The 26,525-nt window shown below is 66.1% G+C and carries 21 protein-coding genes; 5 read left to right on the top strand and 16 right to left on the bottom strand.

Annotated features, from left to right (window positions below; all coding sequences use genetic code 11):
* Positions 1–231: 231 nt before the first annotated feature.
* Genes F7R26_RS21070 through F7R26_RS21060 form a run of 3 tightly spaced genes read left to right on the top strand, consistent with a single transcriptional unit; the run spans position 232 to position 4,042 of the window.
* Positions 232–1,326 (top strand): polysaccharide biosynthesis/export family protein, encoded by a 1,095-nt coding sequence (locus tag F7R26_RS21070; protein WP_150989275.1) that lies wholly within the window; start codon positions 232–234, stop codon positions 1,324–1,326.
* Between the two features lie 11 nt (positions 1,327–1,337).
* A complete protein-coding gene (locus tag F7R26_RS21065) occupies positions 1,338–1,802 on the top strand; it encodes an arsenate reductase/protein-tyrosine-phosphatase family protein (protein ID WP_150989143.1) in 465 nt (154 codons plus the stop codon).
* Positions 1,799–4,042: a polysaccharide biosynthesis tyrosine autokinase gene (locus tag F7R26_RS21060; RefSeq protein ID WP_150989146.1), complete on the top strand. Its 2,244-nt coding sequence runs from the start codon at positions 1,799–1,801 to the stop codon at positions 4,040–4,042. Before F7R26_RS21065 ends, F7R26_RS21060 begins: the two co-directional genes overlap by 4 nt.
* 82 nt (positions 4,043–4,124) lie before the next feature.
* Here F7R26_RS21060 and F7R26_RS21055 read toward each other — a convergent pair whose 3' ends face one another.
* From F7R26_RS21055 to F7R26_RS20995, 13 genes are all read right to left on the bottom strand, one after another.
* Positions 4,125–5,966 carry an alpha/beta fold hydrolase gene (locus F7R26_RS21055; RefSeq protein ID WP_150989149.1) on the bottom strand — a complete coding sequence of 614 codons (1,842 nt, stop codon included), beginning with the start codon at positions 5,964–5,966 and terminating at the stop codon, positions 4,125–4,127.
* Between the two features lie 315 nt (positions 5,967–6,281).
* Positions 6,282–8,690: a polysaccharide biosynthesis tyrosine autokinase gene (locus tag F7R26_RS21050; protein ID WP_150989278.1), complete on the bottom strand. Its 2,409-nt coding sequence runs from the start codon at positions 8,688–8,690 to the stop codon at positions 6,282–6,284.
* A 41-nt stretch (positions 8,691–8,731) separates the two neighbouring features.
* Positions 8,732–9,454, bottom strand: coding sequence for a Crp/Fnr family transcriptional regulator (locus F7R26_RS21045; protein WP_150989151.1), 723 nt, complete (start codon positions 9,452–9,454; stop codon positions 8,732–8,734).
* Between the two features lie 225 nt (positions 9,455–9,679).
* Positions 9,680–12,262: a glycosyl hydrolase 2 galactose-binding domain-containing protein gene (locus F7R26_RS21040; protein WP_338404728.1), complete on the bottom strand. Its 2,583-nt coding sequence runs from the start codon at positions 12,260–12,262 to the stop codon at positions 9,680–9,682.
* Between the two features lie 54 nt (positions 12,263–12,316).
* Positions 12,317–13,309 (bottom strand): DUF1839 family protein, encoded by a 993-nt coding sequence (locus F7R26_RS21035; RefSeq protein ID WP_150989160.1) that lies wholly within the window; start codon positions 13,307–13,309, stop codon positions 12,317–12,319.
* Positions 13,309–14,313, bottom strand: a complete 1,005-nt coding sequence (locus F7R26_RS21030) for an amino acid--[acyl-carrier-protein] ligase (RefSeq protein ID WP_150989163.1) — start codon at positions 14,311–14,313, stop codon at positions 13,309–13,311. The genes F7R26_RS21035 and F7R26_RS21030 overlap by 1 nt, the downstream gene beginning before the upstream one ends.
* A gap of 10 nt (positions 14,314–14,323) precedes the next feature.
* Complete coding sequence (locus F7R26_RS21025; RefSeq protein WP_150989166.1) at positions 14,324–15,523, bottom strand: acyl-CoA dehydrogenase family protein; 1,200 nt, start codon at positions 15,521–15,523, stop codon at positions 14,324–14,326.
* Positions 15,520–15,771, bottom strand: coding sequence for an acyl carrier protein (locus F7R26_RS21020; protein WP_043352647.1), 252 nt, complete (start codon positions 15,769–15,771; stop codon positions 15,520–15,522). The genes F7R26_RS21025 and F7R26_RS21020 overlap by 4 nt, the downstream gene beginning before the upstream one ends.
* Positions 15,772–15,897: 126 nt before the next feature.
* Complete coding sequence (locus tag F7R26_RS21015; protein WP_150989171.1) at positions 15,898–17,307, bottom strand: undecaprenyl-phosphate glucose phosphotransferase; 1,410 nt, start codon at positions 17,305–17,307, stop codon at positions 15,898–15,900.
* A gap of 126 nt (positions 17,308–17,433) precedes the next feature.
* Positions 17,434–18,102, bottom strand: coding sequence for a phosphatase PAP2 family protein (locus F7R26_RS21010; protein ID WP_150989174.1), 669 nt, complete (start codon positions 18,100–18,102; stop codon positions 17,434–17,436).
* A gap of 663 nt (positions 18,103–18,765) precedes the next feature.
* Positions 18,766–19,077: a hypothetical protein gene (locus F7R26_RS21005; protein ID WP_150989177.1), complete on the bottom strand. Its 312-nt coding sequence runs from the start codon at positions 19,075–19,077 to the stop codon at positions 18,766–18,768.
* 99 nt (positions 19,078–19,176) lie between these two features.
* Positions 19,177–19,626: an ANTAR domain-containing protein gene (locus tag F7R26_RS21000; protein ID WP_150989180.1), complete on the bottom strand. Its 450-nt coding sequence runs from the start codon at positions 19,624–19,626 to the stop codon at positions 19,177–19,179.
* A 221-nt stretch (positions 19,627–19,847) separates the two neighbouring features.
* Entirely contained in the window at positions 19,848–20,708 is an 861-nt protein-coding gene (locus F7R26_RS20995; RefSeq protein WP_150989183.1) for a helix-turn-helix transcriptional regulator, read from the bottom strand.
* A 509-nt stretch (positions 20,709–21,217) separates the two neighbouring features.
* Between F7R26_RS20995 and F7R26_RS20990 the strand changes: the two genes are divergently transcribed.
* Positions 21,218–22,924 carry a phage integrase family protein gene (locus F7R26_RS20990; RefSeq protein WP_150989187.1) on the top strand — a complete coding sequence of 569 codons (1,707 nt, stop codon included), beginning with the start codon at positions 21,218–21,220 and terminating at the stop codon, positions 22,922–22,924.
* A 97-nt stretch (positions 22,925–23,021) separates the two neighbouring features.
* On the opposite strand, the gene F7R26_RS20985 is transcribed toward F7R26_RS20990, so the two are convergent.
* Positions 23,022–24,035: a ParB/RepB/Spo0J family partition protein gene (locus F7R26_RS20985; protein WP_150989189.1), complete on the bottom strand. Its 1,014-nt coding sequence runs from the start codon at positions 24,033–24,035 to the stop codon at positions 23,022–23,024.
* Between the two features lie 2 nt (positions 24,036–24,037).
* The gene (locus F7R26_RS20980; protein ID WP_006159055.1) at positions 24,038–24,697 is read right to left on the bottom strand and encodes an AAA family ATPase; all 660 of its coding nucleotides are present in this window, start codon (positions 24,695–24,697) and stop codon (positions 24,038–24,040) included.
* A 364-nt stretch (positions 24,698–25,061) separates the two neighbouring features.
* Between F7R26_RS20980 and F7R26_RS20975 the strand changes: the two genes are divergently transcribed.
* The gene (locus tag F7R26_RS20975) at positions 25,062–25,265 is read left to right on the top strand and encodes a cold-shock protein (protein WP_043352637.1); all 204 of its coding nucleotides are present in this window, start codon (positions 25,062–25,064) and stop codon (positions 25,263–25,265) included.
* 216 nt (positions 25,266–25,481) lie between these two features.
* Here the strand turns inward: F7R26_RS20975 and F7R26_RS20970 are convergent, their stop codons facing one another.
* On the bottom strand, positions 25,482–26,525 hold the full coding sequence (locus F7R26_RS20970) for a replication protein RepA (protein ID WP_193692219.1): 1,044 nt from the start codon (positions 26,523–26,525) through the stop codon (positions 25,482–25,484).

Raw genomic sequence — 26,525 nt, 5'->3', positions numbered from 1 at the left:
TTGGTTCGCCCTGGCGCGTCGCGCGCGCCATTTCCGGCATCGCGGTGCAATGTGTGACAGCGCACCGATTGCCCCTCCGGCACCTCCTAGGATGGCAGCATCGGGGGACTGTCGCAGCCGTTGCGATGTCCCCGTCGCCAAATGCCGGAGGCTGCCGTGAACGAGATCACCGACCATGACGGGCAACACGGGAACGCGCAACGCCAATGCCGGCCGCTGGCATGCCTTGCCATGCTATGCGCGACGCTGTTGCTCGCCGCCTGCGCAAGCTCGCCAGGCATGCACTTCGACCCCAAGGCACCCATCGGCGCGGTCGGGCCCGATGCCATGCCCAACATCACGCCGATCACGCTGGAGGTGGTGCGCAACCAGCGCACCATGGCGCAGCGCGAGGTCGAGAAGCTGGACGAACTCTATGGCAAGCCGCAGCCCTATCTCATCGGCCCGGGCGATATCGTCTCGGTGGTGGTGTGGGATCACCCGGAACTGGTCTTCCCCAACCAGACCTACAGCATCGGCGCCGCGTATGAAATCCCCGCGGTGGGCGGCGGCTCCAATGTGCCCGGCTATGTGGTGAGCGCGCAGGGCGATATCCAGTTTCCCTACGCCGGCGTGATGAAGGTCGCGGGCAGGACGGCGAACGACGTGCGCGACCAGATCGCGAAGGTGCTCTCGCGCGTGGTGCGCGATCCCCAGATGACGGTGCGCGTGCTCGCGTTTCGCAGCCAGCGCATCTATGTGGACGGCGAAGTGCGCACGCCTGGCATGCAACCGATCGACGACGCGCCGATGACGCTGATCGAGGCGCTTAACCGCGCGGGCGGCGTGCTCAACCTGACGGGCGACAACAGCCGCATCCGCATCACGCGCGGCGAGCGCAGCTGGCACGTCAACATCCCGGCACTGCTCGCGCGCGGCATCGATCCCTCGCGCATCATGCTCAAGAACGGCGACATCGTGCGCGTGGAACAGCGCGAGGACAGCAAGATCTTCGTCACCGGCGAGGTGGTGCGCCCCACCACCTTGCTGATGCGCAATGGCCGCATGACGCTGAATGAGGCCATTGGCGACGCTGGCGGCGTGAACCCGAACACCGCCAACGCGGAGCAGATCTTCGTGATCCGCAAGGCGGCGGACGGCGAGCCCAAGGTGTATCACCTGGACGGCACGTCGCCGGTGGCGCTGGCCATCGCCGAAGGCTTCGAGCTCGAGGCAAAGGACGTGGTGTATGTCGACGCGCGCGAACTGGTGCGCTGGAGCCGCGTGGTCAACCTGCTGCTGCCATCGACGAGCGGTGCGTTCAGCGCCGCCAGCGTGGTCAAGTAAGCGAGGCCGCGATGATCCGCTCGATCCTGGTAGTGTGCATCGGCAATACTTGCCGCAGCCCCATGGCACAGGGCCTGCTACGCCACGCGCTGCCCGGCTGCACGGTGAGCTCCGCCGGGCTGGCCCCGCTGGAGGGCGCCGCCGCCGATCCGCATACGGTGCGCCTGCTCGAGGAGGACGGCCTCGATCTCTCAGGACACCGCGCGCGCACCGTGGACGAAGACATGATCAACGGCGCCGACCTGGTGCTGGTGATGGACACAGAACAAAGAGAAGCGCTTGAGCGCCAGTATCCGCAGGCACGCGGAAAGGTCTACCGCCTTTGCGAGTTCATGCACGCTGACGTGCCTGATCCCTATGGCTGTTCGCAGAATATGTTCAGGATCGTGCTGGGGCTGATCAGGCAAGGGGTCGATTCATGGTCGGTGCGCATTCGCGCCATTGCACGGGATCAATGTCACGGGGAGGTAGCATGAACACGTTCAATCCACACGAGGCATTGCCGGGGGGGCGCGTTCAGCGGGAGAAGTCGATCGACCTGACCGGCTATCTCGACGTGCTGATGCGCTACCGCTGGACCTTCATCCTGATCGCAGGCACGGTCTTCACCCTGGGCGCGACCTACGCGTTCTTCACCAAGTCCGTCTACCGTACCGATATCGTGGTGCAGGTGGAGGACACGGGCAGCAGCGCCAACACCAAGCTTGCGGGCAGCGTGGCGCCGGTCTTCGACGTCAAGCCGGCCGCCGCCGCGGAGATCGAGCTGCTGCACTCGCGCATGGTGGTGGGCAAGGCCGTGGAAAGCCTGAAGCTGTTCATCGATGCCAGGCCGAGCTACTTTCCGGTGATCGGCCAGGCGCTGGCACGCTACAACCCTGGCCTGTCGGAACCCGGCCTCTTTGGCTGGGGCGGCTTTGTCTGGGGCGACGAACGCATCACGGTGGGCCGCCTCGACATGCCGACGCGGCTGGAAGGCACCCGGATGACGGTGACGGCCCTTGACGGCAAACGGTACCGGCTGAACGTCAAGGGTGAGCAGACCATGGCAACGGGCACCGTCGGCCAGCCGCTGCTCGTGCCAACCTCGCGCGGCAACGTCGAGATCCTCATTACGGAACTGGAAGGCAACCCTGGCGCCACCTTCCATGTGACGCGGCTGCCTCGGGCCATTGCCATCGCGCAGCTGCAGCAATCCCTGCAGATTGCCGAACGCGGCAAGTCGAGCGGGGTGATCGGCATCACCCTTGAAGGCCCGGACCCGGACCTGATCGCGGCAACGCTCAACGAGATCGGCAGTGAGTATGTCGACCAGAACGTGCGCCGCAGGGCGGAAGAGGCCGAGAAGTCCCTGGCCTTCCTCGACCAGCAGCTGCCACAGGTCAAGCAGCAGGTGGAAACCGCCGAGACGCGCTATAACGCGCTGCGCAACCAGCGCGGCACGATCGACCTGGGCGAAGAGTCGAAGCTGATCCTCTCGCAGTCCGTGCAGATCCAGACACGCTTGCAGGAGCTGCGCGCGAAACGCCAGGAACTGGTGACGCGCTTTACCGGCAACCATCCCAGCATCGGCATCATCGACGAGCAGATCGGCAGCCTGAATGCCGCGCTCGCCGGCGTGACCACGCGTATCCAGAAACTGCCTGAAGTGGAGCAAAACGTGCTGCGCCTGCTGCGCGATGTCAAGGTCAGCACCGAGCTTTACCAGTCGCTGCTCAACGACGCCCAGCAACTCAAGCTGACCAAGGCCAGCAAGGTGGGGACCGCGCGCATGGTCGACCCGGCCGAAGTGCCCTTGCAACCCGTGCGGCCCAACCGGTCGCTGCTGGTGATATTTGCGGCCATGCTTGGCACCGTGGGCGCGCTGATCGTCGTGTGCCTGCGCCACATGCTGGACGGCGGCGTCGCCGAGGCCGACGATATCGAAAACCTGACGGGGTTCACGGTGTACTCCACCATCCCGTTCAGCCCGGAACAGTCTCGCCTGGCCACGCAGGGCAACCCGAAGGCCGCGCTGCTGGCCTGCCGGATGCCCGACGATCCCGCCATGGAGAGCTTGCGCAGCTTCCGCACCGCCTTGCAGTTCTCACTGCTTGGCAACCGCCATCCGGTGGTCCTGGTGACGGGCCCGGCGCCGGGTGTCGGAAAGTCCTTCATCTGCGCCAACTTCGCCGCGGTGCTCGCCGCCGGTGGCAAGCGCGTGGTGCTCATCGATGCCGACCTGCGGCGGGGCAACCTGAACCGGCGCTTCGACACCGACCGTGGCCCCGGCCTGACCGAGCTGCTGCAGGGCGCGCCGGTGGAGCCCGCCGTGCGCAGGCAGGTTGTGCCCGGGCTGGATTTCATTCCCACCGGGACACTGCCCGAGCATCCCGCAGACCTGCTGCTGAGTCCCGCGATGGACGCGCTGCTCAATGCGCTAAAGGCGAACTATGACATCGTGCTGATCGACACGCCGCCAGTGCTGGCCGCCTCGGATACCGGCATCCTCGCTACCAAGGCGGATGCGGTCTTCATGGTGGCCCGTGCGGACTCGACTACCGTGGATGAACTGGAAGCCGCGGGCAGGGCGATCAGGCAGGTGGGCGGGGAAGTGAAGGGCGTGCTGTTCAACGGGCTGAATGTGCAAGGGCGGTGGTATCGGGCGCATTACAACTTCGGCAAGTACCGGTATCTGAACTATCGGTACCAGGACGTGGATACGGTGCAGAGCCGGTAGGGCTGCCGCGCGCAGCGCGCAATCGAAGGCGCCGGGATTTCCGGCGCCTTTTTGTCGTGCGCGGCCGGCTTGCCGCCCACGCTCAGGCGCTCGCCGTGCCTGACACCGCATCCGCCAGCGCGCCGGCTCCGTCTTCGCTCACCTCGACCGGCTCGCCACGCGCCAGCTGCACCTCGAGGTAGCGCACCAGATGCGCGCCCAGCGCGGCGCGGCTGTCGGCAAGAAACAGCGAATGATCGAACGTGGGCAGGGTGCGCACGCGGATGTTGCCCAGGCCCTGCAGCGCTTCGAGGTTGCTGCCAAAGCGATCCTTGGCTTCTTCCAGTCCGATATCGCTCATGCCGTAGAGGAAATCCGTCTGCACGCCGCGCCGGTCGAGCTCCCGCATGGCGGCCCGCGCGAAGCCTGTCACGGTGGTGGTGTCGTCGCCGCCGCGCCAGCGCGCCACGGCGGCTGCGCCGCGTTGCACCACGCGCCGCGTGCACCGGCGTACGAAGCCGGACAGGATCGGCCAGACCTTGACCTGGCCGCGCCACAGCCGCTGCCAGTTCTGCGCGCGGCGCACAGCCGCCACGTAGCCCCGCATGGACTGCACCCGTTCGTTCACGGCGGCGGTGTCGGCATCGTCCCAGCGGAATTTCGCCAGGTTGGCCAGGACCAGGCCGTTGACCGCCGGATTGCGCAACGCCACGTGCAGGCTGATGAACGCGCCCGAGCAAACCCCGGACATGACGATGCGCTTGTACCCCTGCGCGCGCAGCCAGTCGACGGCGGCGCTGGCATCGTCGCAGGCGCTCTGCGCGTAGACCGCGGGAATGCTCATCTGGCGTGCCGGAGCCGGACTATCGCCCAGCGTGGAGAGATCGAGGCGCAATGCGGTGACGCCATGCCGGGCCAATTCGCGCGACAAGCTCACAAACACCCGCCCGTCGCCCACATGGTGGTTGCCGCCGGTATTGGGGAAGAGCACCGCGACATCGCTCGCGCCGCGCCGCGCGGGCTGGCAAAGGATGCCAAACTGGCGGCCGCGGTCCAGCCATACCCGTTTCTCGCGCACGCCGTCCACCTCGCATTCCAGCGCTGGGCTCTCATTGCCTGGCGCAGGCAGGCCGGGCGCAGCGCAGCGCCGCCCGGCGGCAACGGCCGGGCGCACCCAGGCCAGCACCTCTTGCCAGGCGCTCTCGGGCACCTGCGCGTACTCGGCGGCTTGCATCATGCCGGGATACTCGCCAAAGGTGCCCAGCGTGACCTCGGCCCCCGACGCGCGATAAAGCGTACCCATTTCTGCGACGGGGGAGGTGGCCCCCGGCCAGGCGTCCAGCAGCAGCACGCGCGGCGCGGGGCAGCCCCTGCGGCGGGCCAGGCGCAAGCCTTCGAGCGTTGTTACTGTGTCGGGCTGGAAGCGGTAGGCCAGCACATCGAGCGATCCGTCGGTGGGCGGCGTGAGCTCGATATCCGGGATGACGTTGTTGACCCAGCTGGTGTGCAACGCGCGCAGCTCGCGCAGATAGGCGCGCCCGCTCACCACCGGCGCCAGCAGCACCAGGCCGGCCACGACATCGGGCTCGCGCGCGGCCAGCGCCTCGGCGGCGAGCACGGCCAGCGTTGCTCCCAGGCGCAAGCCACACAGCACGACCCGGCTCACCCCGGCCTGCTCGCGCAGGGCGGCTACCGCGCCCAGGATGCCGTGCACGCACCAGGCGATATGCTCGCCGTCGGCGTCGGTGCCGGCGGAGTCACCGGTGCCGGGATAGTCGAAGCGCAGCACCGGCAAGCCCGCGGCGGCGAGGTCTGCGGCCAGGTGGCGAAACGCACGGTGCGACCACATCGCCTCGTGGCCGTGCGGGTTGCACAGCACCACACCCGTGGTGCCTGCAGCCTCGTGCAGCCAGCCGGCACAGCCTTCGAACAAGACCGGTTTCATGACCTCTCCCAAGGAAAAACGGGGCGTTGCCCCCCGGCATTGGCGCACGCAGAAACGGGTACGCTTTGCCTTCTGTTGTTGGTTGTACGTGCCCTTGCGCCATGCCCGCCGGCGGCTCCCGGCCTGGCACAACCCATCAAGATCCGTGTCGCGGCCCGCGCAACGGCCCCTATTGGCCACCACAGGCTGCGGTTTTCACGACAACGCGCAACGTGCGGGGCACGTTGCGCGCTGGTTGCGAGGCGGCGTTTCACAAGGTCCTGCCGCACGCAGAAACGGGTACGCTCATGGAGATTTCCCTGGCGTCCCCGGATATCAGGAGGCCGGCATGGAGCCCTGGCCCGCCTGCTGCTCTGCCGTGCCGTGCCGGGCCGGGCGCGACTCCAGCGCCAGCGCTTCGGGCTGCGCGGCCGGCAGCGGCAGCCCCAGGTACGGGCTCATTGCGGCGAAGTCCGCACGGGTGCTGCGCCGGGGCGTGACGCCATTGAGCATGCCGCCAGCCAGCCGCGCCCCGGCGCGAGCCAGGCGCTTTAGCGTCTCATCCACTTGCGCGGCGGGCGTGACATCGGCGCGCACCACCAGCAGCGTCGAGCCGGCCAGGTTGGCGACCAGGGTGGCATCGGCCACGGCCAGCACCGGCGGCGTGTCGATGATGATCAGGTCGAAACGGGCCTTGCAGGCCTGCAGCGTCTCGGCCAGCGCCGGCATCATCAGCAGCTCGGAGGGATTGGGCGGCATGGATCCGGCGGTGATCACCGAGAGCCCCGACACCACGGTGGGCCGCACCACGGCCGAGAGTTCGGCCTGGCCCGCGAGCAGTTCGGCCAGCCCCGGCTCGGCGGCCTGGTCGAACCAGTTGGCGACCTTGCCGCGGCGCAGGTCGGCGTCGATCAGCAGCACGCGCTGGCCAGCCTCGGCAAACAGCACGGCCAGGTTAACGGAGGCAAAGGTCTTGCCGGTGCCCGGCGCCGGGCTGGTCACCGCCAGCACCGCATCGGGCGCGTTACGCACGGCGAAATGCAGGGCCGCGCGCACGCTGCGCAGGCCCTCCACCGCGAGCGCATGCGGCGAGCGCCGTGCCAGCAGGAAGCGGTCATGCAGCCCGCACCGCGCCAGCCGCTCGGCGTCGCCGGTGGAGAACCCGCCGGGTTCGGCCAATGCGCTGCCAGGCGCCGGCGCGTACAGGCGCGGGCTGGGCTGGGCGGCGAAGCCCATCATCATGCCCAGGCGGCGATGCACCTCGGACTGGTGCTCAAGCTCGGTCTGCTCGCTGCTGAACGCGATCTCGCCGAGCATGGGCATGCCCAGCCGCGCCTCGGCATCGGCGGCATCCGCCACCGAAGGCCTGTAGCGCTGCCGCGCGGCCACGCCGGCCAGCCCGAGGCACAGCCCGAGCAGTGCGCCGCCGCCGGTCAGCGGCCACGGGCCAACGCCGTCGGGCCGGGCGGGCGGAAGCGCCGCATCGACGATGCGCATGTTGTTGGAGCGATCCGACTGCACCAGCGAGAGCTGCTGCACCCGGTTGCGCAACGTCATGTACATGTCCTCGGCCACCTTCACGTCACGCGTGAGCGCCACGGACTCGCGCTCCGTCTCCGACAGGTTCTGCATGCGCGAATCCATGTCGCGGCGCACCTTGCTGAGCTCCTGGATCTGGGTGTCGACCGTGCGCACTTCATTGCTGTCAGTGGTAAAGCGTTGCAGCAGGCGGGTACGCTCCAGCCGCAGCGCGGCGATCTGGCGCTGGTAGTCCATGCTGCCGTTCAGGTATGACTGTGCGTCCTGGGTCGGCGCCATGGTGCCGCTACGGGTGCGATAGCGCGTGAGCGCGGCCTCCGCGCGCTCCAGTTCGCCCTGCACGCGCGGCAGCTCGCCGGTGACGAAGGCAAGGCTGCCGGCCGCGTCATCGCGGCGCTGCGTGGTCTGGCTGTCGATATACGCTTGCGCCACGCCATTGACCAGCGCGGCGGCCAGCTTGCGGTCGGGGTAGCGCCAGGAGATGCGCACCGTGCCGGCGTCGCGCGTGTGTTCGTCCACCACCAGCTCGCGCGAGATGGCATCCACTGTGGAAAGCGGATCATGGCGGATCAGTGCGAAGCGTGTGCCCGGCAGGGCATCGAGCTTGGCCACCTGCAGTTCCACATCGTTGCCCGCTGCCGGCTCGCCCACCACGCCTTCGAACAGCAGCGCATTGCCGGCATACAGGCGATAGTGGCCCTGCGGCTGGGCCTCCAGCATCAGCGGCACGTTAAGCAGGCGCTCGGGCACCGCCAGGCTGTCGATCTGGATGCGCTCGCCGCCCCAGGCATAGCCCAGGCTCTCCGGCCAAGGCGCCACGGCCTGCCCGGGTTCGGCAAAACGCGCCACCAGCGCACCCACCAGCGGCGCGCGCAACGGCGTCGCCGAGACGTCCAGGTGCAGCCGCTCCACCACGGGCCCGACCACCGCACGGCTGGTCAGCATGCCAGCGTCGAACGGCGCGGCGGGGCCGGCCTGCACGCCGCCGCGCGCACCGGCATTCTGCCCCGCATCGCGCGGCTCCACCTGCACCAGCGCCTCGACGCGATAGTGCTGCGGCATGGACAATGCAACCACCGCTCCGATGGCGCCACCGGCGAGCGTCAGCGCAACGATCCAGCCAAGGTGATCGACAAGTGCGCGCGAGCCGCGCGCTCGCGGCTGCGCCGGCTCATTTGCAGCCGGCGACGCACCGGCGAAGGACAACCTGTTCACGGCAATCTCCCTGACCCAACCCCGCTCCCGCCTCAAGCACTGGCAAGCGCCGGCAGCAAACGATCGAACTCGCGCTTGACGAGCTTGTAGCATTCACAGGAATGCGCCTCCAGCCCATGCCGGTCGAGCACCGTGATGTGCCCGCGGCTATGCTGGATCAGGCCCAGGTCCTCCAGCTTGCCGGCGGCTTCCGTCACCCCTTCGCGGCGTACGCCCAGCATGTTGGCGATGACCTGCTGGGTGATCACCAGCTCGTTGGACGCCATGCGATCGAGGGCCAGCAGCAGCCAGCGGCAAAGTTGCTTGTTGAGCGAGTGGTGACGATTGCACACGGCGGTCTGCGCGATCTGGGTGAGCACCGCCTGCACATAGAGCAAGGTGACGCGCTGGATGGCCGCAGAGTGCGTGAATTCCTGCTTGAGCGTGGCGGCCGAGAGGCGGTAGGCAAATCCCGGCGTGCGTACCTCGACGCGGCAGGGCATGGTGTCGCCACCGGTCAGCACCGGGATGCCGACGAGGCCTTCATTGCCGATGGCAGCGATCTCGACGGTGGCGCCATCCTCCAGCAGCGACAGCATCGAGACGATGGCCGTCGTGGGGAAATAGACATGATGGATGCGCTGGCCGGAATCGGTGAGCAGCTGTCCGGCGCGCATGCGTACCAGCTCGAGATGCGACGACAGTGATTCCCAATCCTTGCGCGGCAAGGCGCCAAGCACATGATTGACGTGCAGATCCGAACGCTGACTGATCATTTCCCTCTCCCCGTGACCAGCCGTACGAACACCTCGACCGAAGCCGGCCCACCGTGATCCGGAGGACCCGCGCCGACCACCTTTTCTTTGACCCTGGTTCGCACGGCATTTGTGCTTGTATTAAGTGCCATATGTGGCCCTGCCAACAGTAGCCGCACGGCTGAAACCTGATCATCCTTCGGTAGGTGTGAGAGCGGCGCCATCGCCTAGCGCATTTCCGCCTCTTCAGGCGCCTGGCGCGCTGTAGGCAATCGCGCGGCGCGCATTGAGAGCATGTACCTCCCCCATCGGGATGGGATCTGCCTGCGCAAGGCCTACACCCTGCGTGCCTTCACGGCCTCCACCTTTCGGGCCGTGATCGGGTAAGAGCTTCACGCGCCGCTGGCTGCCGGGCGCGAGATGGAACCAGTCGTGTTCCGCGCGAAAGGCGATATCGTCGATGTGCACCCAGCGCGCAAAGCGCCGGGTTGACACCGTAAGCCACCAGTCGCCGTCCTCGCGCGCCACGCCGACCGTCAGCTCCGGCGGCTCGAGCGCGCCCGCGCTGCGATCGGGCAGGTAGCAGGCCTGGCTCAGCAGGGCGCCGTCGCAGGGATCGACCAGCGCGGCGCGCACCACGTCATGCAGGCGCGGCCCGAAGCGATAGGCGTATGTGAAATCGAAAAAGGTCCCTGCCAGCGCGGCGCCGCTGATGCGCCGCGTGGAGCGCGGGGCCAGGCACAGATCGCGCGCAACATCAAGCAACACGGTCTCGCCGTCGCGCCAGCATTGCAGTTGCAGGCGCAAATTGCGCGGCGTGGCGCTCTCGTTGATCAGGTGCAGGTGAATACCATTGAGGCCTTCGTCGGTGATCAGCACCTGTAGCGGCTGCCACACCTGGCGCAAGGCATGCCAGGCCGACTTGGGCCGGGCCAGCGCATCGACAATGCCCCAGCCCGCGCCGGGCAGCAGGTCCTGCAACTGCCACACCAGGCCACCCGAGCAGGTCGAGCCCGCTCGCCGCCATTCGCTGAAGACGTCGGTCATCAGCTCCGCCACCACGGCGCGGGACAACGCCAGGTAGCGTGCCGTGTCCTCGTAGCGCAGGCGCGGCGGGTCCACCTTGAACAATTCGCGCAAATAGAAGTCGCGCACGTCTTCGAAGTCCCAGCCGCTGCCGGCGTCGCGCGGCACACGGGCCTTCCAGCGTGGATCATGCACGGGCGGCACCGCGAGCGCGTCCGCCATGGTCCGCGCGCATGGCACGTTGGAAAATGCCAGGCACTCCGAGGTAAACCGCACGTTGGCGCGGCGTGCGTCGTCAAGCGGGCGCTGGTAGGCGCCCACGCCGTAGTAGTGCGTCACACCGCTGTCGGCCTGGAAGGGCCACGCACCGCCGCACGGCGAGTTGCGCACATACACCGCGTCGGGATGCCAGGCCGCAATGCACGCCGGAATGATCTCGTCGAACAAAGGCTGGCGCCAGGTGGCCGCGGGCGTGCCCATCATCGCGGCCTGCTGCTCGACTTCGCTGCCGCCGCACAGTACCGCGATGCTGGGATGGTGGCGATGCGCCGCCAGCCACTCGCTGACCTCGCGCTCGGCCTGCGCCATCAGCGGGCGCGCGGCTTCGGCGCTGGCCGAGTAATCGAAGTTCGCGAACATGAAATCCTGCCAGACCAGCAGGCCAAGCGCATCGCACGCGTCGAAGAAGGCTTCTCCCTGGTAGCAGGTGACGCCGCTCACGCGCACCATGTTCATGCCCGCGCCGTGCGCCAGCACTAGCCACTTCTGTATGTCGTCGGGCGCATCGGCGTGGCTGGCAAGGTCGTGGCTGGTCCAGCAGGCCCCGCGGCAAAAGATACGCTCGCCGTTGACGCGCAGCGCAAACCCCTGGGCGTCCTCTTCGCGGTCCGCCAGGCCGTCGGTGCTGCCCTGGATAGTCCGGTCGAGCTCGATGCGGCGAAAGCCGACCTGCCCGCACGTGATGCGCTCTTCGCCCAGCCGCAGATGCACCGCATAGCGCTCGGGCTCGCCATGCGTGTGCGGCCACCACAAGCGCGGCTCGGGCACGGACAACTCGCCCTCGTAGACGATGCCGCCGGTGCCGGCATCCACTGCCTTCATGGGTGCCTCGCGGCCATCGGCGCACAGCATGATCGTCATCGCTGGCGGCAGCGGTGCCACGTCACGCAGGCGCAGCCGAATGACGCCACCCTGCGCCGCATCGGCGGCCAGGCTTGCCTGCAGGTCCAGGCGCGCCGTCAGCAGCGGGCTCGCGTCGGTGGCAAGGGGCAGCAGGTCGATGCCGCGCCAGGGCCCGATCGTGTGCACGCTTGGGCACCAGCCGGGCATGTGGCCGAGCAGCGTGGTGCGGACCAGGCGCAATGTGGGCGGCGTGATCATGCGCGGCTTCCAGCGCACCGGCCCGCGCTGCGTGCGCAGCCAGCGGTGCAGCGAGCGAAAGCACAGGCAGAGCACATGCTCGCCATCGAGATGGAGCTCGGCCTCGAACGCTGTAAACATGTTCTGCGCGTCGAGCACGCGCGCCGCATCCAGCCAGACCTCGGCCACGGTAGCCAGGCCGTGCAGGCGCAGGCGGTACGCGCCCGCGCCGGACACCGTCACGCGGTACCAGTAGTCGTGATCGTGCAGCGGGCGCGGTGCCGCCGCCTGCCATTGCCCCGCAGCCTGGAGCGCCTGCGCCACGGTCCCGGGCACCTGGGCCGCCATCCACGGGCCGCGCCCGGCCAGCGCCGCGGGCGAGGCCACGGCGCCGGCGGGCGTCTCCAGCAAGGCCCAGTCGCCGGTGAGCGGTTGCCGGTGCACAGGTCGTCCGGGGACAGGTGTCAAGCCAAGCGGCGCATGCATGGCGGGCGGCCCTCAGTACTCGGCTTCGCCCACGTAGCCCGCCAGCGCCGGCACCGCCGCCTCGTAGGAGGCCTCGAGCTGGTCCAGGCAATCCTGGCAACGATCCACGCGGCGGCTGATGATGGAGCGCACCAGGCGGAACTGCATCACCATGGCCTCGGACGCGAGCTTGTGGCACGCGCCCGCTATGCTCTCGGGCATCGGCTGGCCATGCTGCGCCAGCCAGCGCAGGTACTGCCCGAGCAGCTCGAAGTTGGCGCCGAGCTGGCGCAGCACGCTAAAAGCGTAGGGATGGAAGGTCTGCTCGCCACCGGCCATCAGCGCTTCCTGATGCGCGGGAAACGCCGTGCGGAAAGCCGTGATGGGATTCTGACGCGGACGGCGTGCCAGGTGCTTGCGCAAGAGCGCCAGCGAGGCGCGCACCAGCATCGTTCCTTCCAGCGCGGGAAACCGGCGGCGCGCCACCTCGGCGTAGGGGAACAGCAGGTTCACGTCGTCCGCCAGCGCGGGCAGGCGGCGGAACAACCCGGCGTAGTCCTCGCCCGTGGCCACGTGATAGCCCTCGTTATGGTAGTAACCCACGGACTGCGCCTCGGGCATCATCACATCGATGCCGATGGTGGTCTTGGTATGTTCGCGCCGGTACGACGTAGCCCGGTTGTCCGGCAGGTAAAAGCCATCCACCTCGAGCAGTACCACGTGGCCGCGGCAGGTCTGCCCGGCGACGCGGTCTTCCATCGACTCATACAGCGACAGCTCCTGCACCACCACGCCGTAGAGACGTTCGAGATCGTCCGGCGGGTATTTGAAGAAGGTGAACTGATCGCCCTCGAAATCCTGCGACACGGTGAACCCGAGCGCCGCAACCGGGTCCAGCTCCCAGCCGTGCAGCAGTTCGATCCACAAGTCCACATAGCAGTTGGTCTGCGGCCAGACGGGATTGCCATTGTGCAAGGCGTGCGACACGTGCATGCCGCGCTCCAGGGTTCGCGGGTCAACGAGCATTACAGCCCTCCCAGCGTGGCGCGTACGTCCTTGGGCCACAGCGAAAGGTCGAAGCCGTGGTGGCGCAGCAGCGCCAGCGTCAGGCGCTCGATGCCAAATCCCACACAGCCGGTGTGTGCCGGCTCGCCGTCGGCGGTGCGCAGCGCCCACACCTGGCCGAAGTGGTCCATGTGGTAGTTGAAGCTCATGCAAGCCGTGGGCGGGGCGCCCTCGTTGATCGGGATGAGCAACTCGAACTTGAGCTTCAGCTCGCGCTGGCTGTCCGCCACGATCTTGCCGCCACGCCCGAAGAACGGGTCATTGGCCACCTCCACCTCGTGCGGAAGCTCGAGCATGGTGGCCAGTTGCTGGCCGCGCTCCATCCACAACTGCCGAAAGGCGATGATCTGTCCGGCATCGCCCAGGCGCACATACTCACGCTGGCGGAACATTTGCATGCGCGCCGGATCGATCGAAGGCTCGTGGCGGAAGCAATACGACAGCACGTCCACCACCAGCCCCTGCGGCGGCATCGGGCCGCGCCGCGCCACCGCCGGATAGATCGGATAGCACGCGGCCGGCGTGAGCACCACGCGGGTCGGCCGCTGCTCGTCGGCCCATTCCTCGCCCGCCTCCATACGCGCAAGCAGGCGATGGTGGTCGCGATCGCTGCCGCAGAAGCTGTGCACGGTGCCGGCTAGCTGCGGAAAGCTCTTCAAGTAGTCGCTCGCCTCGAAATCCTGGCGCGACATGGCAGGCGGAAAACGCATCACTTCCGCACGCTGGTCGGCGCCGAGCGCGGTGACGGCCACGTTCAGGCCGTCCGCAATGGCCTCGAACACCGCGCTGCGGCCATAGACGCCATCGACCCCGCTCGGGATCAGCAGGCCCGCCTCGATCAAGGCTTGCTGGTAGCGCCGCTGGCCTGCCTGCGGATCGCTGTACGAAGGCGTAGCGGCCGACGCGCCGGCGGCATCCGCGGGCGCGGAATTGGCGCGATCTTCCACGCTGACGTTGGCATCCATGTCGTGCTCCTTAGCTGGAACGCTCGGCCAGCAGCAAGCTAGCGGTGTTGGTCAGGATCCGGTCGTTGTTGATCATCAGCGGCGCGGACCAGAGATCGCGCAGGTGACGCCCGAGGCTGTAAGGCGTGCCTTGCTTGTAGCCGGCCATGCCGCAAATCATCATTGCTTGCTGCACCACTTCGATCGCCATCGTGCTCACGCTGGTCTTCAGGCCGTTCATCTCCGCGGCGAGCGAGAACAGCGCCGACACCGAGAGCCCCGCGTGACGCTGGCGCTGGTGCGCCAATGCGAGCTCAAGCCGCCCTTCCATCATCTGCACCATCGCCACCGCATCGGCCACCCGCGTGGCCGATGGCGGCAGCGAGCCCGGGCGCGCACGCGCCTGGCCCTGGAAGAAAGCCTTGGCGCGCTGCACGGCATCGCCGGCGATGCCGGTCCACAAGGCGGCCCACAGGATGTGCGAAACCGGCGTCATGGTGCCGTCCGCGATCTCGCCGAACGCCACCGGCAGGATCTGCTCGCAGGCGCCGCGCGCCTCCAGGCGAAAGCCGTTGCTGCAGGTCCCGCGCATGCCAAGCGTGTCCCACGTGCTGAGGCTCTGCAGCGTGAAATCGTCTTTGAGCAGGCACACCATGACCTGGTCCGAGGGCGAGGCATCGGCATGGCGGCGCGCGGTAGCCAGGATGGCGTCGGAATGCGCGCCGTAGGAAATCGTGGGTGCCATCTTGAGCAGATGGAAGCGGTCGTTTTCGACATTGACGGCGCAGCCGCTGTTGCGCAGGGCGCCGCCGATCGCTTCCTCGGAGGTGGCCGAGGCAAGCAGCAATTGCTCCGAGGCAATGCGTTGAAGCAACTGCTCATGCCAGGGATTGCCCGTGCCGTGCTCGACGATGCAGGCCACCTGGATCTGGTGCATGGCGTAGACCATGCCGGCCGAGGAGCAGGCTGCCCCCAGCACGCGGCAGATGGCCGCGACCGTGTCCAGCGACGCGCCCGCACCGCCGTGCGCCGCGGGCACCATGGCGCTGAGCAGCCGGTGCTGGCGGATCGCGGCAAACGCGTCGTGCGGAAACGCTGCGTCACGGTCGACTTGATCGGCGTGCTTGGCCGCTTCGAGCGCGGCAAGCTGCGCCGCCGCCATCAGCTCGGCGGCGGTGGTATGCGCAACCATCGGGCGTGCCAGGTCCACGCTGGCTAGTGGGGGGCTCATGCTGCCTCCTGTTGCTGTCTTAGCTGCTCGGCCGCCGCTGCCAGCGAGTTGACGCTGCGAAAGAGCTGCCGGGTCAGCATGGCGTCCGGGATCTCGATATTGAATGCGTTCTCGATTGCCAGCATCACATGGACGGTCGCAAGCGATGACAATCCGGCTTCGTAAAGATCGGCCTGGTCGTCGAGCGCATCTACCGACACGTCGAGCCGCGCCACATCGGCAAGGATTTGTCGAATGGTTGCCTTCATCTCTGGTTCTCCTCGGTGAGGATGGTCGGGTTTCATCATTGGGCCGCAGCTGCTGGCCGGTTTCGGTGCGCTGGCCCACCAACTTCGCATGTGGGTTGGCGGCGCGGGTGTTGGGGGACGAATTGCTCAGAACGCCTCGCGTCCCGTCCAACCATGCAGCGCGGTGCGCAAGATAATGTGCAGGTCCAGGCTGAAGGACCAGTTGCGGATGTAGAAGATGTCGAACTCGATGCGCTTGCGCATCTTCTCTACCGTGTCGGTCTGGCCGCGAAAGCCGTTGATCTGCGCCCAGCCCGTGATGCCGGGCTTGACCCGGTGGCGCAGCATGTAGCGATCGATGACTTCCTTGTAGATCTCGTTGTGCTCGATGGCGTGCGGGCGCGGACCCACCACCGACATCTCGCCGCGCAGCACGTTGATGAACTGCGGCAGCTCGTCCAGGCTGGTGCGGCGCAGGAAGGCACCGATGCGCGTGACGCGGGCATCGCCGCGCACGGCCTGGGTCACGCTGCCCGCGTCCTGGTGCTGCACCATGGTGCGGAACTTGTAGACATGGAACGGCCGGCCATCCATGCCCAGGCGAGTCTGGCGAAACAGGACAGGGCCGGGAGACGAGCGCTTGACCAGCACGGCGATCAGCAGCAGCAGCGGCGACAGCCCGACCAGCGCCGCCAGCGCGAAAGCGCGGTCGAAGCTGCCCTTGAGCAAACCCGTGATGCCCGACTGCGGCGGGCTGTTCAGGTCGATGACCGGCAGGCCAAGGAAGTCGCTGAAGCGATGGCCGAGCAGTTCGACCGACATGATGTCGGGCACCCAGCGGATGTCGATCAGGTCGTTGCGGAAGTGGGACACCACGTCATAGAGATCGCGGCACGCAGCCATCGGCAGCGTCAGCCAGATTTCGCGCACGCCGTTGTTGCGCACGAACGTGCAGACCTGCTGCAGCGAATCCAGCCGCGTTACGCCCGCGGGCACCGGCTGCTCGGTGCCTTCGTCGTAGATGCCGGCCACATCGTAGCCCGCGCCGCGATTGCTCCGTACGCGCTGGTACATCTCGTGGCCGAGCGATCCGTAGCCCAGGATCACCACGCGCTTGGCGTTGATGCCATGCTCGCGCACGCTGCCCAGCATGCCGTAGAGCACCACCCGGGAGGCCAGCAGCATGACGGCCACGCTCAGGACCCAGCCCATCGACCAAAGCCGGGACAGCGCGGCCGACTGGTGCATCAGGTACGCGGTGACCAGGCCCAGCATGCACACCGCGCCCCAGGCCGCGAGCGTGCGCACCGCCAGCGCAGCGCGGCTGCGGCCCCGCCAGGAGTTGTACAGGCCACAGGCAGGGAACACCAGCAAGGTGCTGACCGAACACAACACGGTGATGAAGCCATGGACCGGAGCGGCGCTACGCAGGCCTTGGGGGAACAGCAGCTCGCCAACCACCGCGCCGCAGGCGGCAACGATAGCCGCATCGGCGAAGCGATACAGGATTTGCAGGGCGGCCTGCCTCTCGGCAACGAATGCGCGGACCGTCGACATGATTTGCCTCCATCCGGCGAGCCGGACTTGTTATGCAGATCATGGTTGCGCCGCGGCAGCGGTAGCGTCTGTTTGCTTGCGCACACACGCGCTCGGGGCACGTGCTGGCGGACCGGGCCTCCCGGCTCAGCGCAGCGAGGCGGGGGGCAGGCAGGCCAGCACCGCGGATCCCTCGCGCAGCCCGGCCCATTCGCGCCATTGCCCGCGCTGGAACGGCTTGTCGCGCCCGGCCAGCCTGGCGGCAAGGATTTCGAGCCAGTGATGCGTGGGCGCGGCGACACCAACCGCCGGCACGCCCAGCATCAGGACAACCACCAGCGCGGCTGCCAGGGCCGGCGCGGAGCGCGTCGGCCGCCGCCCCCGGAAGATGAAGCTCAGGCTGACGGCAAATCCGAGCGCAAGCCCGCCCAGGACTTCCGAGCCTGAATGCGCCTGCAGCTTCAGCCGCGAGACGCCCACCAGCAACGCCAGCAGCAGGCCAATCCCGCCGGCGCCAACGGCTAGACGAGGATGGCGCGCCGACACGATCAGGTAGAGCAGCACCGGCAATACCGACGCCGACATCATGCTATGCCCCGAAAACCCCGTGAAGTTAAGCGCCGCGCAGCCAATGCCCCAGCCCATGAAGGCCAGCTTGGAGGCCAGCACCACCGCGGCGGTGACACCGAAACTCAGCACCCACCGGCGTGCGCTGGCAATGGCGCCGGCATGGAACAACCATGCGGCGATCAACACCGCGCAGGGCAGCAGCAGCGAGGTTTCGCCGAAGCGGGAGACGAGATGCCAGGGAATCATGGTGGCTGTTTGGGGATCGAGCACGCGAGCAAAGTAACACAGTTGCGTAACGGACTTGCCAGCAGGCAAGCCTGCCGCGCGGGCTTTCGGGTCGGCCTCAACCCAGCCAGAAGCATGAGGCGGCCACGGTGCCACCCGCGGGCCATGCGGCAATACGAAGCATGCGCTGGGCTGGCGGGTTTCCGTGGGAACTGGCGGGCCAGCCCTTCAGCCATGTGGCAGATGCATCTTCTGGTCGATACAGCTACCGCCGGTGTTTGGCTATCGTCGGAGAGTGGCCCGCCGAGCGGAATCGAGCCGGCCACTTTAGAGTCCGCATGGTCCCCCGGTCGGCGGACTCTTTTTTTTGCGCGGTTTTTTGTGCGGCTCCCTTGGATCTCGGCAATTTCGCGGGCAGCCACCGCCAGCGGCAAAAGAAACAGGCCACGGTTTGCCGCCTCTGCGGGCTGGCTCGACCGTAGCCATCAAGATCCGGCGCAGCATGCGCTGCGACCGAAACACGCGTGCGCGCATCCATGCCGGCATGCGCACCGGAAAAGCTCCGGTCCCCCGAACACGCGCTCGTCGTCGCCCCCTCTTGCCTTACTCTCTTTATCTTGCGGCGGATGAACAGCCGATTACATCCCGCGCTGCTGCAGGGATGCCCCAGCTAGCGGCCGCGGCCTAGCCGGCCGCCGGCTCATGCACGCGCTCCAGCGCCGGTTCGCTCGCCACCACCACGCAGTACTCGTGGCGCGCGAGCAGTCCGGCCCATACGGATGCCATCTGCCTGCGTGCTTCCTGCTCACCGGCAAAGGTAGCTGCCGCGATCGCGGCGGCCTCGCAGGCGTAGCGCCTGCCATGCAACTCTCCGCGATACAGCAGCGGTTCATCGCGCCCGGTAGTCAACCTGATTTCGTAGCAGCACGCCCACTTGCCCCGGCCCTCCGGCACGGCGAAGCCGCGCACGACCAGGATATCCAGCCCGTTTTCCATACGACCCCCTGTGCATCGCGCGGCGGCCGGCTTGACATTGAACGTCCCGGCTTCGTTATCCGCGCGCTTTCAGCATAGGCAGCCGCAGCGGCGCGCGCATCATCCCCTTGCCGTAGACCCACCTGAACCGATGGGGGAGGGCGGTGGCACGGCGAAAGCCCGGCGCGGAAAACACTGGCCCCCCGCGCGCACCAGCGCCACCGCAGCCCGCGTTTGTTCGGGCGAGGCTGGCACCGGCAGGCAGCCGCTAGCGCCAAGGCCAGCGGCGTAGCGCGCGAACTCGGGGTCGGGGGACTCGCACATGACCAGCCAGCGCCGGGGTGCCAGGCGGGAGTGCAGTGCATCGAGCAGGCGGAAAGAATCGGTATCGGTGCCGCTGCAGTCAAGCAGCGCGAAATCGATGGGAGCCGGGGGCAATTCGGCCGAAGTTGCCTCCAGCAGCCATTCGGGGGTCTGCGATAGCACGGGGGCGAGCGCGGCAAGCTCGCGCAGGTGACGCAGCACACCCCGGCGCAGCATCATGTTGTGGGCAAGCAGGAGCGTTGTCATCGGCTGTGGGGGACAGCGGGTTGCGTTGGTTGCGCGGGTTGCGCTCAGCCAGCGAGTGCCAGGCCAAGCGTCCCGCAAGAGCCACGTGTTTGTTGATCAGGGTAGCAAGTACAGCACTACGCCGCCTCGTGCATTCGGATGAGGCGGCGTGTTGCGGAAGATGGAGTCGCTGGTGCTCTGGGCCGCCGGGCGCCACTTCGCGCGCCCGGCGGGACTAACAATCAGGCCGCCTGGCAGGCACCGGCCAGCTCGACCGGCGACAGCCCCGCGCCGCGAACCGGCACGGCGGCGGTTGCCGGGCCCGGCCAGCTCAACTTAGCGCCACGCTGCAACGCTACATAGACTGCCTCGCCCTTGTTGCGAACGTGCAGCCGCTGGTAAAGGGTGCAGGCATGGGTTTTGGCGGTAGCCACCGAGATGTTCAGCAGGCGGCTAACGGTCTTGATCGGATAGCCGCGCGCCAGCAGCGCCAGCACCTCGTACTGGCGCTCGGTAATATTAAGCAGGTGCGATCCGGCCGAAGGCGTTTCCGGCTCGGGGGGGGCGTCGCCCGGCAAGTGCCGTGCCGCATGGGCGGCAGCGTCACGTTCGCCATCAGCCTGGGTCGGCCCGGCGTGCAGGTGCAGCGTGGCCGGCGACGGCCTGGCCGGGATCGAGGGCCACGGCACAGGACTCGCGTCGGCGCGCGCTGCCTGGGCGCGGGCGGGAAAGCACTCGCCATCTGCAAGGACAAGGCGGATCGCCGCATCCAGCATGTCTGCGCTGCAGGCCTTGGACAACAGGCCGCGCACGCTGTCGGGCATGGTGGCGCCGTTCTGCGGCGACAAGATCTGCTCGGATAGCACCAGGACCCGCTTCGGCATCAATATCTGGCAGGCCTGATCCAGTTCCTGCCAGCTCGACGCCGGGTCCGGCGACAATCCATAGATCATCAGGTCGGCATGGCAGAGCCACTCGGCAGGATAAGGCAGTGTGCCTGGATCGATATCGACAAGGTCGCCGTGGAGGCCGGCCTGGGTCAACAAATGGCGCAGACCCAAGCGCAGGAGGGGATGAGGCTCGATCAAGAGGATTGTGGCCATGGCCGCTCTCTTTTTTTGTTACGGCATGGCGAGCCCCGCGACAACCCGCACATGCTAACGGAAATGCCCACTATGCTGCGGTTGCATTTCCATACGATCCGTTTCGTCTCCCGGCCGTGGCAGCGTACCCGTCCAGGTCCGGCTGCCCGACTGACCATCCCGTGGAGTCGCTTTCGAATCGCCCCGTTTGCGCTTTTTTACGCTGTAGATGTTTCTTAACTCAGAGTTTAAAAAATCTAACTCTGGGTCTCAGGATATGCACTGGCGGGGGTGAATGCAAGTCAGGGTTACACCCGGCAGAGCGTGTCGCGCGATACCAACGGCGCTGGGCGAAGCGGCCGGATCGGGCTGCCCCAGGCGGTTAACAGCGGAAAGCAGGAGGAAAGCGGGGCATTTCGCCAGTATAATTATCGGCATTGAACTTCACTATGCATTTATACCCGGATGCATTTAGCGATTGATTAAGTGCCTTATGAATCAAGATCTTAGCGACCAAATCGAGGGTTGTCATGCAACCCGGTAAGGCCCCTAACCTGAGCCTCACCCGTAGCGAGTTTGCCGCCGTGCGGGCCTACGTGCAGGGCATGCCGGCCGCCATGGTAGCCGGGCGCTATCTCAGTGACGACAGCGACGACGACGACGCAGGTGGCGAATCCGCCTTGCGGGTGCTGCTCGGGTTGCGCGACCGTATGGTGCAGTTGGCGCACCTGCATAGCCGGCAAGATCTGGCTGAACTGCTGGAAGGTGGTCCCGGCCGTTCCAACCGGGGCATGGATCGCCGGGTCGAAGCCCTGGCCGAGCTGGAACGGCTCGGTACCGCCCAACCCCGAGCCGATCATGGCATCGAGCTTTGGTTTTCCCCCGCCCTGGCGAGACGCTTGCGGGCACAAAAGATATCCAATCTACATATTTTAGTGGACCTTGCCAACCGCCATGGCAATGCGTGGTGGCGCTCGGTACCGCGCATCGGGGCGCTTGCCGGAGCGGCGATCAACCGGTGGCTGGCCGATCATCGCGATGTCGTGCGAGATGCGCGGGGAGAGCCTTTGCTGCGGGAGCACGTTTTCGCGCGGGGCCGCCTGGCCGAAGCCACGCTTGGCCCGCACTTGCGCCAGCTGGTGCCGATTGAGCTGATGCGCGAAGAAGAATCGGGTACGGTGACCGCGACCTCACTTAATAGTGACGTAAAAGGCGCTTTTATGAGCGATCTTGCCGCCGTTCGTGCTTGGCTCGCAGCGAATCAGGCGCAACAAAGTACCTGGTTAGCCTACCGCAAGGAGGCCGAGCGTCTTTTGCTTTGGACGGCGACGGAGCGGCGCAAGCCGCTGGCCATGCTGGATCGGCAGGATCGCGAGGACTATTTCGCGTTCCTTCGGCATCCCGCCCCCGTACGTTTGTGGGTCGGGCCGCGTGCACCAAGGGATTCGGCGGCATGGCGGCCGTTCACCGGGCCGTTATCGGAGAGCAGCGTGCTCCACGCCTCGCGCATCCTGGGCGCACTGTTTGAATGGCTGCAAGGGCAGGGACATATTGCGGAGCACGTCTGGCAGCCCGAGAGCCCGTCGCAGAGGGCGGCGTTGCGCATGGCTGTGCCTGTGGCCACTGGGAGCACCCTCGAACCCGAATCGCTGGCCAGATTCCTTGGCTGGCTAGCAGCGCAGGGCCGGGATCCGGAAGGCATTCGGTATCGCGCCGCCGAAGCCGCAGTCCGCTTGTTGCAGGAGCAGCCGATCGGATTTGCTAGCCTGGCAACGTTCACGCGCGACAAGCTCGGTGTGCACGAAGAAGTTGGTACGCATGAAGAAGTTGGTACGCCCGGTGCCGGAGATGGACACCGCGAGGATGAGGGTCTTAGTGAAGCCGCTCGCGGCTCACTGGAGCGTCACTGGCAAGACCGCGGGCTGGATTGGGGTAGCCTGGCCGGCCAGCCGATCGTGCTCGTCGGCCCACCGCGGCTTCCGCCTACCGGTCGTGCCAGGCGTAAGGCTGAGAAGTCGCCGGGCTCGGGCTACTCGGTAAGGGGATTGCATGCCTTGCTGAGCCAGGTGATCGAGCGGTATCGGGAAGCCGAAGATGCCGAGTTTGCGGCTCGCTCGCCGCGCGACCTGGCGGGGCGAAGAACCCGGGTGAAGCGCATTGGGGCGGGAGGCGAGGCCCCTGAGCAATCCGGGGCCGGCACGGCGGAAGATGTTCATGTCGTTGCGGCCCCGGAGTGACCGAGTGGGGTGGGTGATCGCTGCCCTCCCCTGTCTACTATGGACTATGGACTATGGACTATGGACTATGGACTATGGACTATGACTATGCGGGCTGTCAGCTAGCGGTCTTTTCCAGGCCAAACCGCGCCTTGAGCGTCTCGACCAGTGCTTCGCGCGCGCCGCGGTCGTTCACTTGCACATCCAGCACCACGCGCCCGGAATCCCACTCCTTGATCGTACCCAGCAACTGCCCAGTGTCGCTGCGGATCTTGTACTGGCGGCTGATCTCCTTGATCTTGCGCGCCTTGCCTTCCTGCGCGTGCTTGCGAATTGCCTCGACCTCACGGCTGGACAAGCCCTCTGCCATGATGCGCGTGGCCAGGTCCCGTGTGCGGTCCTCTCCAACAATCTTGCAATAGAGCGTCAGCTCATAGCCGGTGGCAATCCCGATTGCGCTGGGACGCTCGCGCATGACGCCCAGGACCGACTCGGGCAGTCTGAGCAACGCCAGTGTCTTGTTAACCGTGCCTGCCGACATGCCAGTCAGTTCGCAGATGTCTTCCTCTTTCTGGACCTTGCCTTCGTCCAGCAGTTGGCGCCAGGCGATCGCGTTGTCCAGCGCCGACTGGTCCGACCGTTGCTCATTGAGCAGGAACGACAGCCGGTAGAAATCCAGGTCATTCAGGTTGCTCTCGATGAAGCACTCCATCTCGAGCTTGCCCGCGGAGGCTAGCGCCCGCTTGCGGTAGTGGCCATCGATCAGGATGTAGTGCCCCGGCCGGGCCGGATCCGGCGTCGCCAGGCCCGGTGTCTTCTGGCCATGGGTGGCAATTGACGCCGCGCGTTCCTGTACCACCACAGGGTCGTAGATGCGGCGGGCGTTGAACGGATTGTCGTGGAGCTGCGCCAGTGGCACCTTCATCAGGATCCGTCCGCCCTCCTCCTCGGACTCACTTTCAGCGCTGAAAATGGGGCTCGGCTCTCTACCGCGCGCCTGGAGCAAGCCGTTGGGGTGTTGCGAAATTGCCGCTTCGGCGCGGGCAAAGCGATCGATCGCGTCCCCTCGTGTCTTTTCTGCCGCCATTCCCGCCAACATGCCTGCTTTGAGGCTTTTCAATTTTGTCGCCATACCTAGTGCTCAATCAAAGACAATACTTCGTCGACCATCATGTCGACTTCCTGCACGGACTCACGCGCGCCAGCCACGCCGTGCACGGTACATCCAATCGCCTGGCATTCACGGAACGGCGAGCGCGAACCGATCATCGATTGCATCAGCGGGATTTCCAGATCGTCCCCCAGAATCTCAATCGCCTGGCGCGCAATGGAAACGCGCCGCTGCACCATGTTTGCCATGACGCGGATACGCAGCGTCTCGTTCTGGACCTGAGCATGTTGGGCCAGGGTCTTTGCGGCCACCGCTGCCCAAAGGTCTGGAGGTGATGGGACCACCGGGATGATTGCCAGATCGGAAATCAGCAGCGCGCTCGAGGGCGCCGCCGAATGTACCGCGGGAGGGCAATCGACGACGATGTAGTCGTAGTCCTGGATGAATTTCCTCACTTCGCGGTGCATTGCACCGCCGGACGGCGCCAGGCCGATCACAGAAGCAGGAAAAGGCCGCTCGTCGCTTGCCTGCGCGGCCCAGCGCGTTGCCGTGCCCTGCTCGTCCATATCGACAAGCATCGATCGCGCGCCGCGCAATCCGAGCGTACCTGCGAGATGCATGCTGACCGTGGTCTTTCCGCAGCCGCCCTTTTGGTTGAAGACCGTGATGATTTTAGCTGGCACTACGACCTCTCTTTCAGCGCTGAAAGCGCGATTATCGCTAGCCGCAACTTTAGTCAAAGTGACGTCTCGGCTCAACTGTTTTTTGAATTTATATTTTAAATATAAAATTAGCGAAGATATTTCGCGTTATGGAAATGAAAGATTTCCACTTGAAATGCGGCACGGAATACGCCTAAAGTAACGATAGTGCGTCTTTCGGCGCACATGACACAACTAGACAAACTGGTTATGATGCCCGCAACAGTCGAGTCAAGTCGTGTCACCTCGCGGCATCCGTTCGGTAACTACGAGAACTTAGCGTGCTTGAACGGTTGTTAGCGTTGTTTGCGTTGTGTACAAGAACTTGCTTCGAAAGGAAATTCACATGACAACCGGTACGGTCAAATGGTTCAATGAGACCAAGGGCTTTGGCTTCATTACCCCGGACGACGGCGGTGCGGATCTGTTTGCGCACTTCTCCGAAATCCAGGGTTCGGGCTTCAAGACGCTCAAGGATGGTCAGCGCGTCACGTTTGAAGTCAAGCAGGGCCCGAAGGGCTTGCAGGCATCCGCCATCAAGCCGGCCTGATCTCACGAATCACGCCGAAATCGCAGACTGCGCCTCGCTCTCGGGCTTGACGCGGTAGGCAAAGCAAAAGGCAAGCGTTTACGCTTGCCTTTTGTGCTTCTTGCAGGGCAAACAACGTCTGGCTTGCATCCAGGCACGTTCACGCAATGTCTGGGGGGCCAATGAAAAACCCGCCAGCTCATTCAGCTGGCGGGTTCGGCAAGGGTGCGGCCAGCCTCAGGCGAGCTTGCGAACGCTCGTACGGGAAGGCTGCAGGATCAGAGCTTTGGACGAATCCGCATCCACCTTGGCACCCGGATAGACAACCAGCACATCCTTGAGCGCCTTACGGAACAGTGCACGGAATTTCCGCTCACTTTCGGTTTCAGTGCCGAACTGCATCTGCAAGGCTTCCCACGGAATCTCGGTACGCCGCTGGATCGTGAAGAAGCGGTAGGTCAGCCAGGAGTATACGTCCAGCGCGAACGGCGACTGCTTGAGTGCCTTCAGCGCGCGCATGTCAACCGGAACGGGCCGGTTAACCAGCTCATTGAAAAATGGCTCGGACAGTACCACAAAGCTCTCGAACATCGAGCCCTGCCCCGGCTGCATCGGATCCCACCAGGTCGACAGCTGGTCTGCCAGCAGATAGCCAACGCGATCGATCGAAAGCGGCTCGTGGCTCTGGTTCTGATTCTGGCTCGGCGTGGACTTGTTCTGGACGATCGCAATGGTCGCGGAGAACAGGCGGATCATCTGCTGTCGCACCAGGGTCATGGTGCCACGCTTGCCGCCGGTGGCCATCGGAATGCCCAGGTTGTACATGAACTCGGACAGCGAATTGCCCAGCGAGATGCGGCGGTCCTCGACCGTCCCGGTAAACTCGCCGCGCTTTTTCTTGGCCATGATCTCCTTGCCGATCCAGGCAAGCATCAGGCGCGGATAGGAGCCGTAGGGATAGCCGAGCGAGACCGTTTCGGACACCAGTTTCTGGCGTCCGTTGCTGGCCTTTTCTGAACGCTGCTGGGTGAAGTATCCAGGCTGGATCATCAGCGAAATATTTCCGCTGGTTCGGGTCCACACGGGCGGAGCACCCTTTGGCGCCCGGTAAGGCAAGGTAACCTGCACACTGGCTCGGCTCAAAAAGCCGACTTCGCCACTTTGCCACGCATCTTCGCGCTCCATGGCCTGGGCTTCGTCGAACAGGCGCTGGAATTTCTCGGACGGAACCAGACTGTTCTCGTCGCCGGGAACGATGATGCGGGAGGGCTCACTGTCCAT

It is taken from the genome of Cupriavidus basilensis, from assembly GCF_008801925.2.
Taxonomy (GTDB): domain Bacteria; phylum Pseudomonadota; class Gammaproteobacteria; order Burkholderiales; family Burkholderiaceae; genus Cupriavidus; species Cupriavidus basilensis.
The sequence above is the reverse complement of the archived record's forward strand: the minus strand, read 5'-3'. Positions and strand labels throughout refer to the sequence as shown.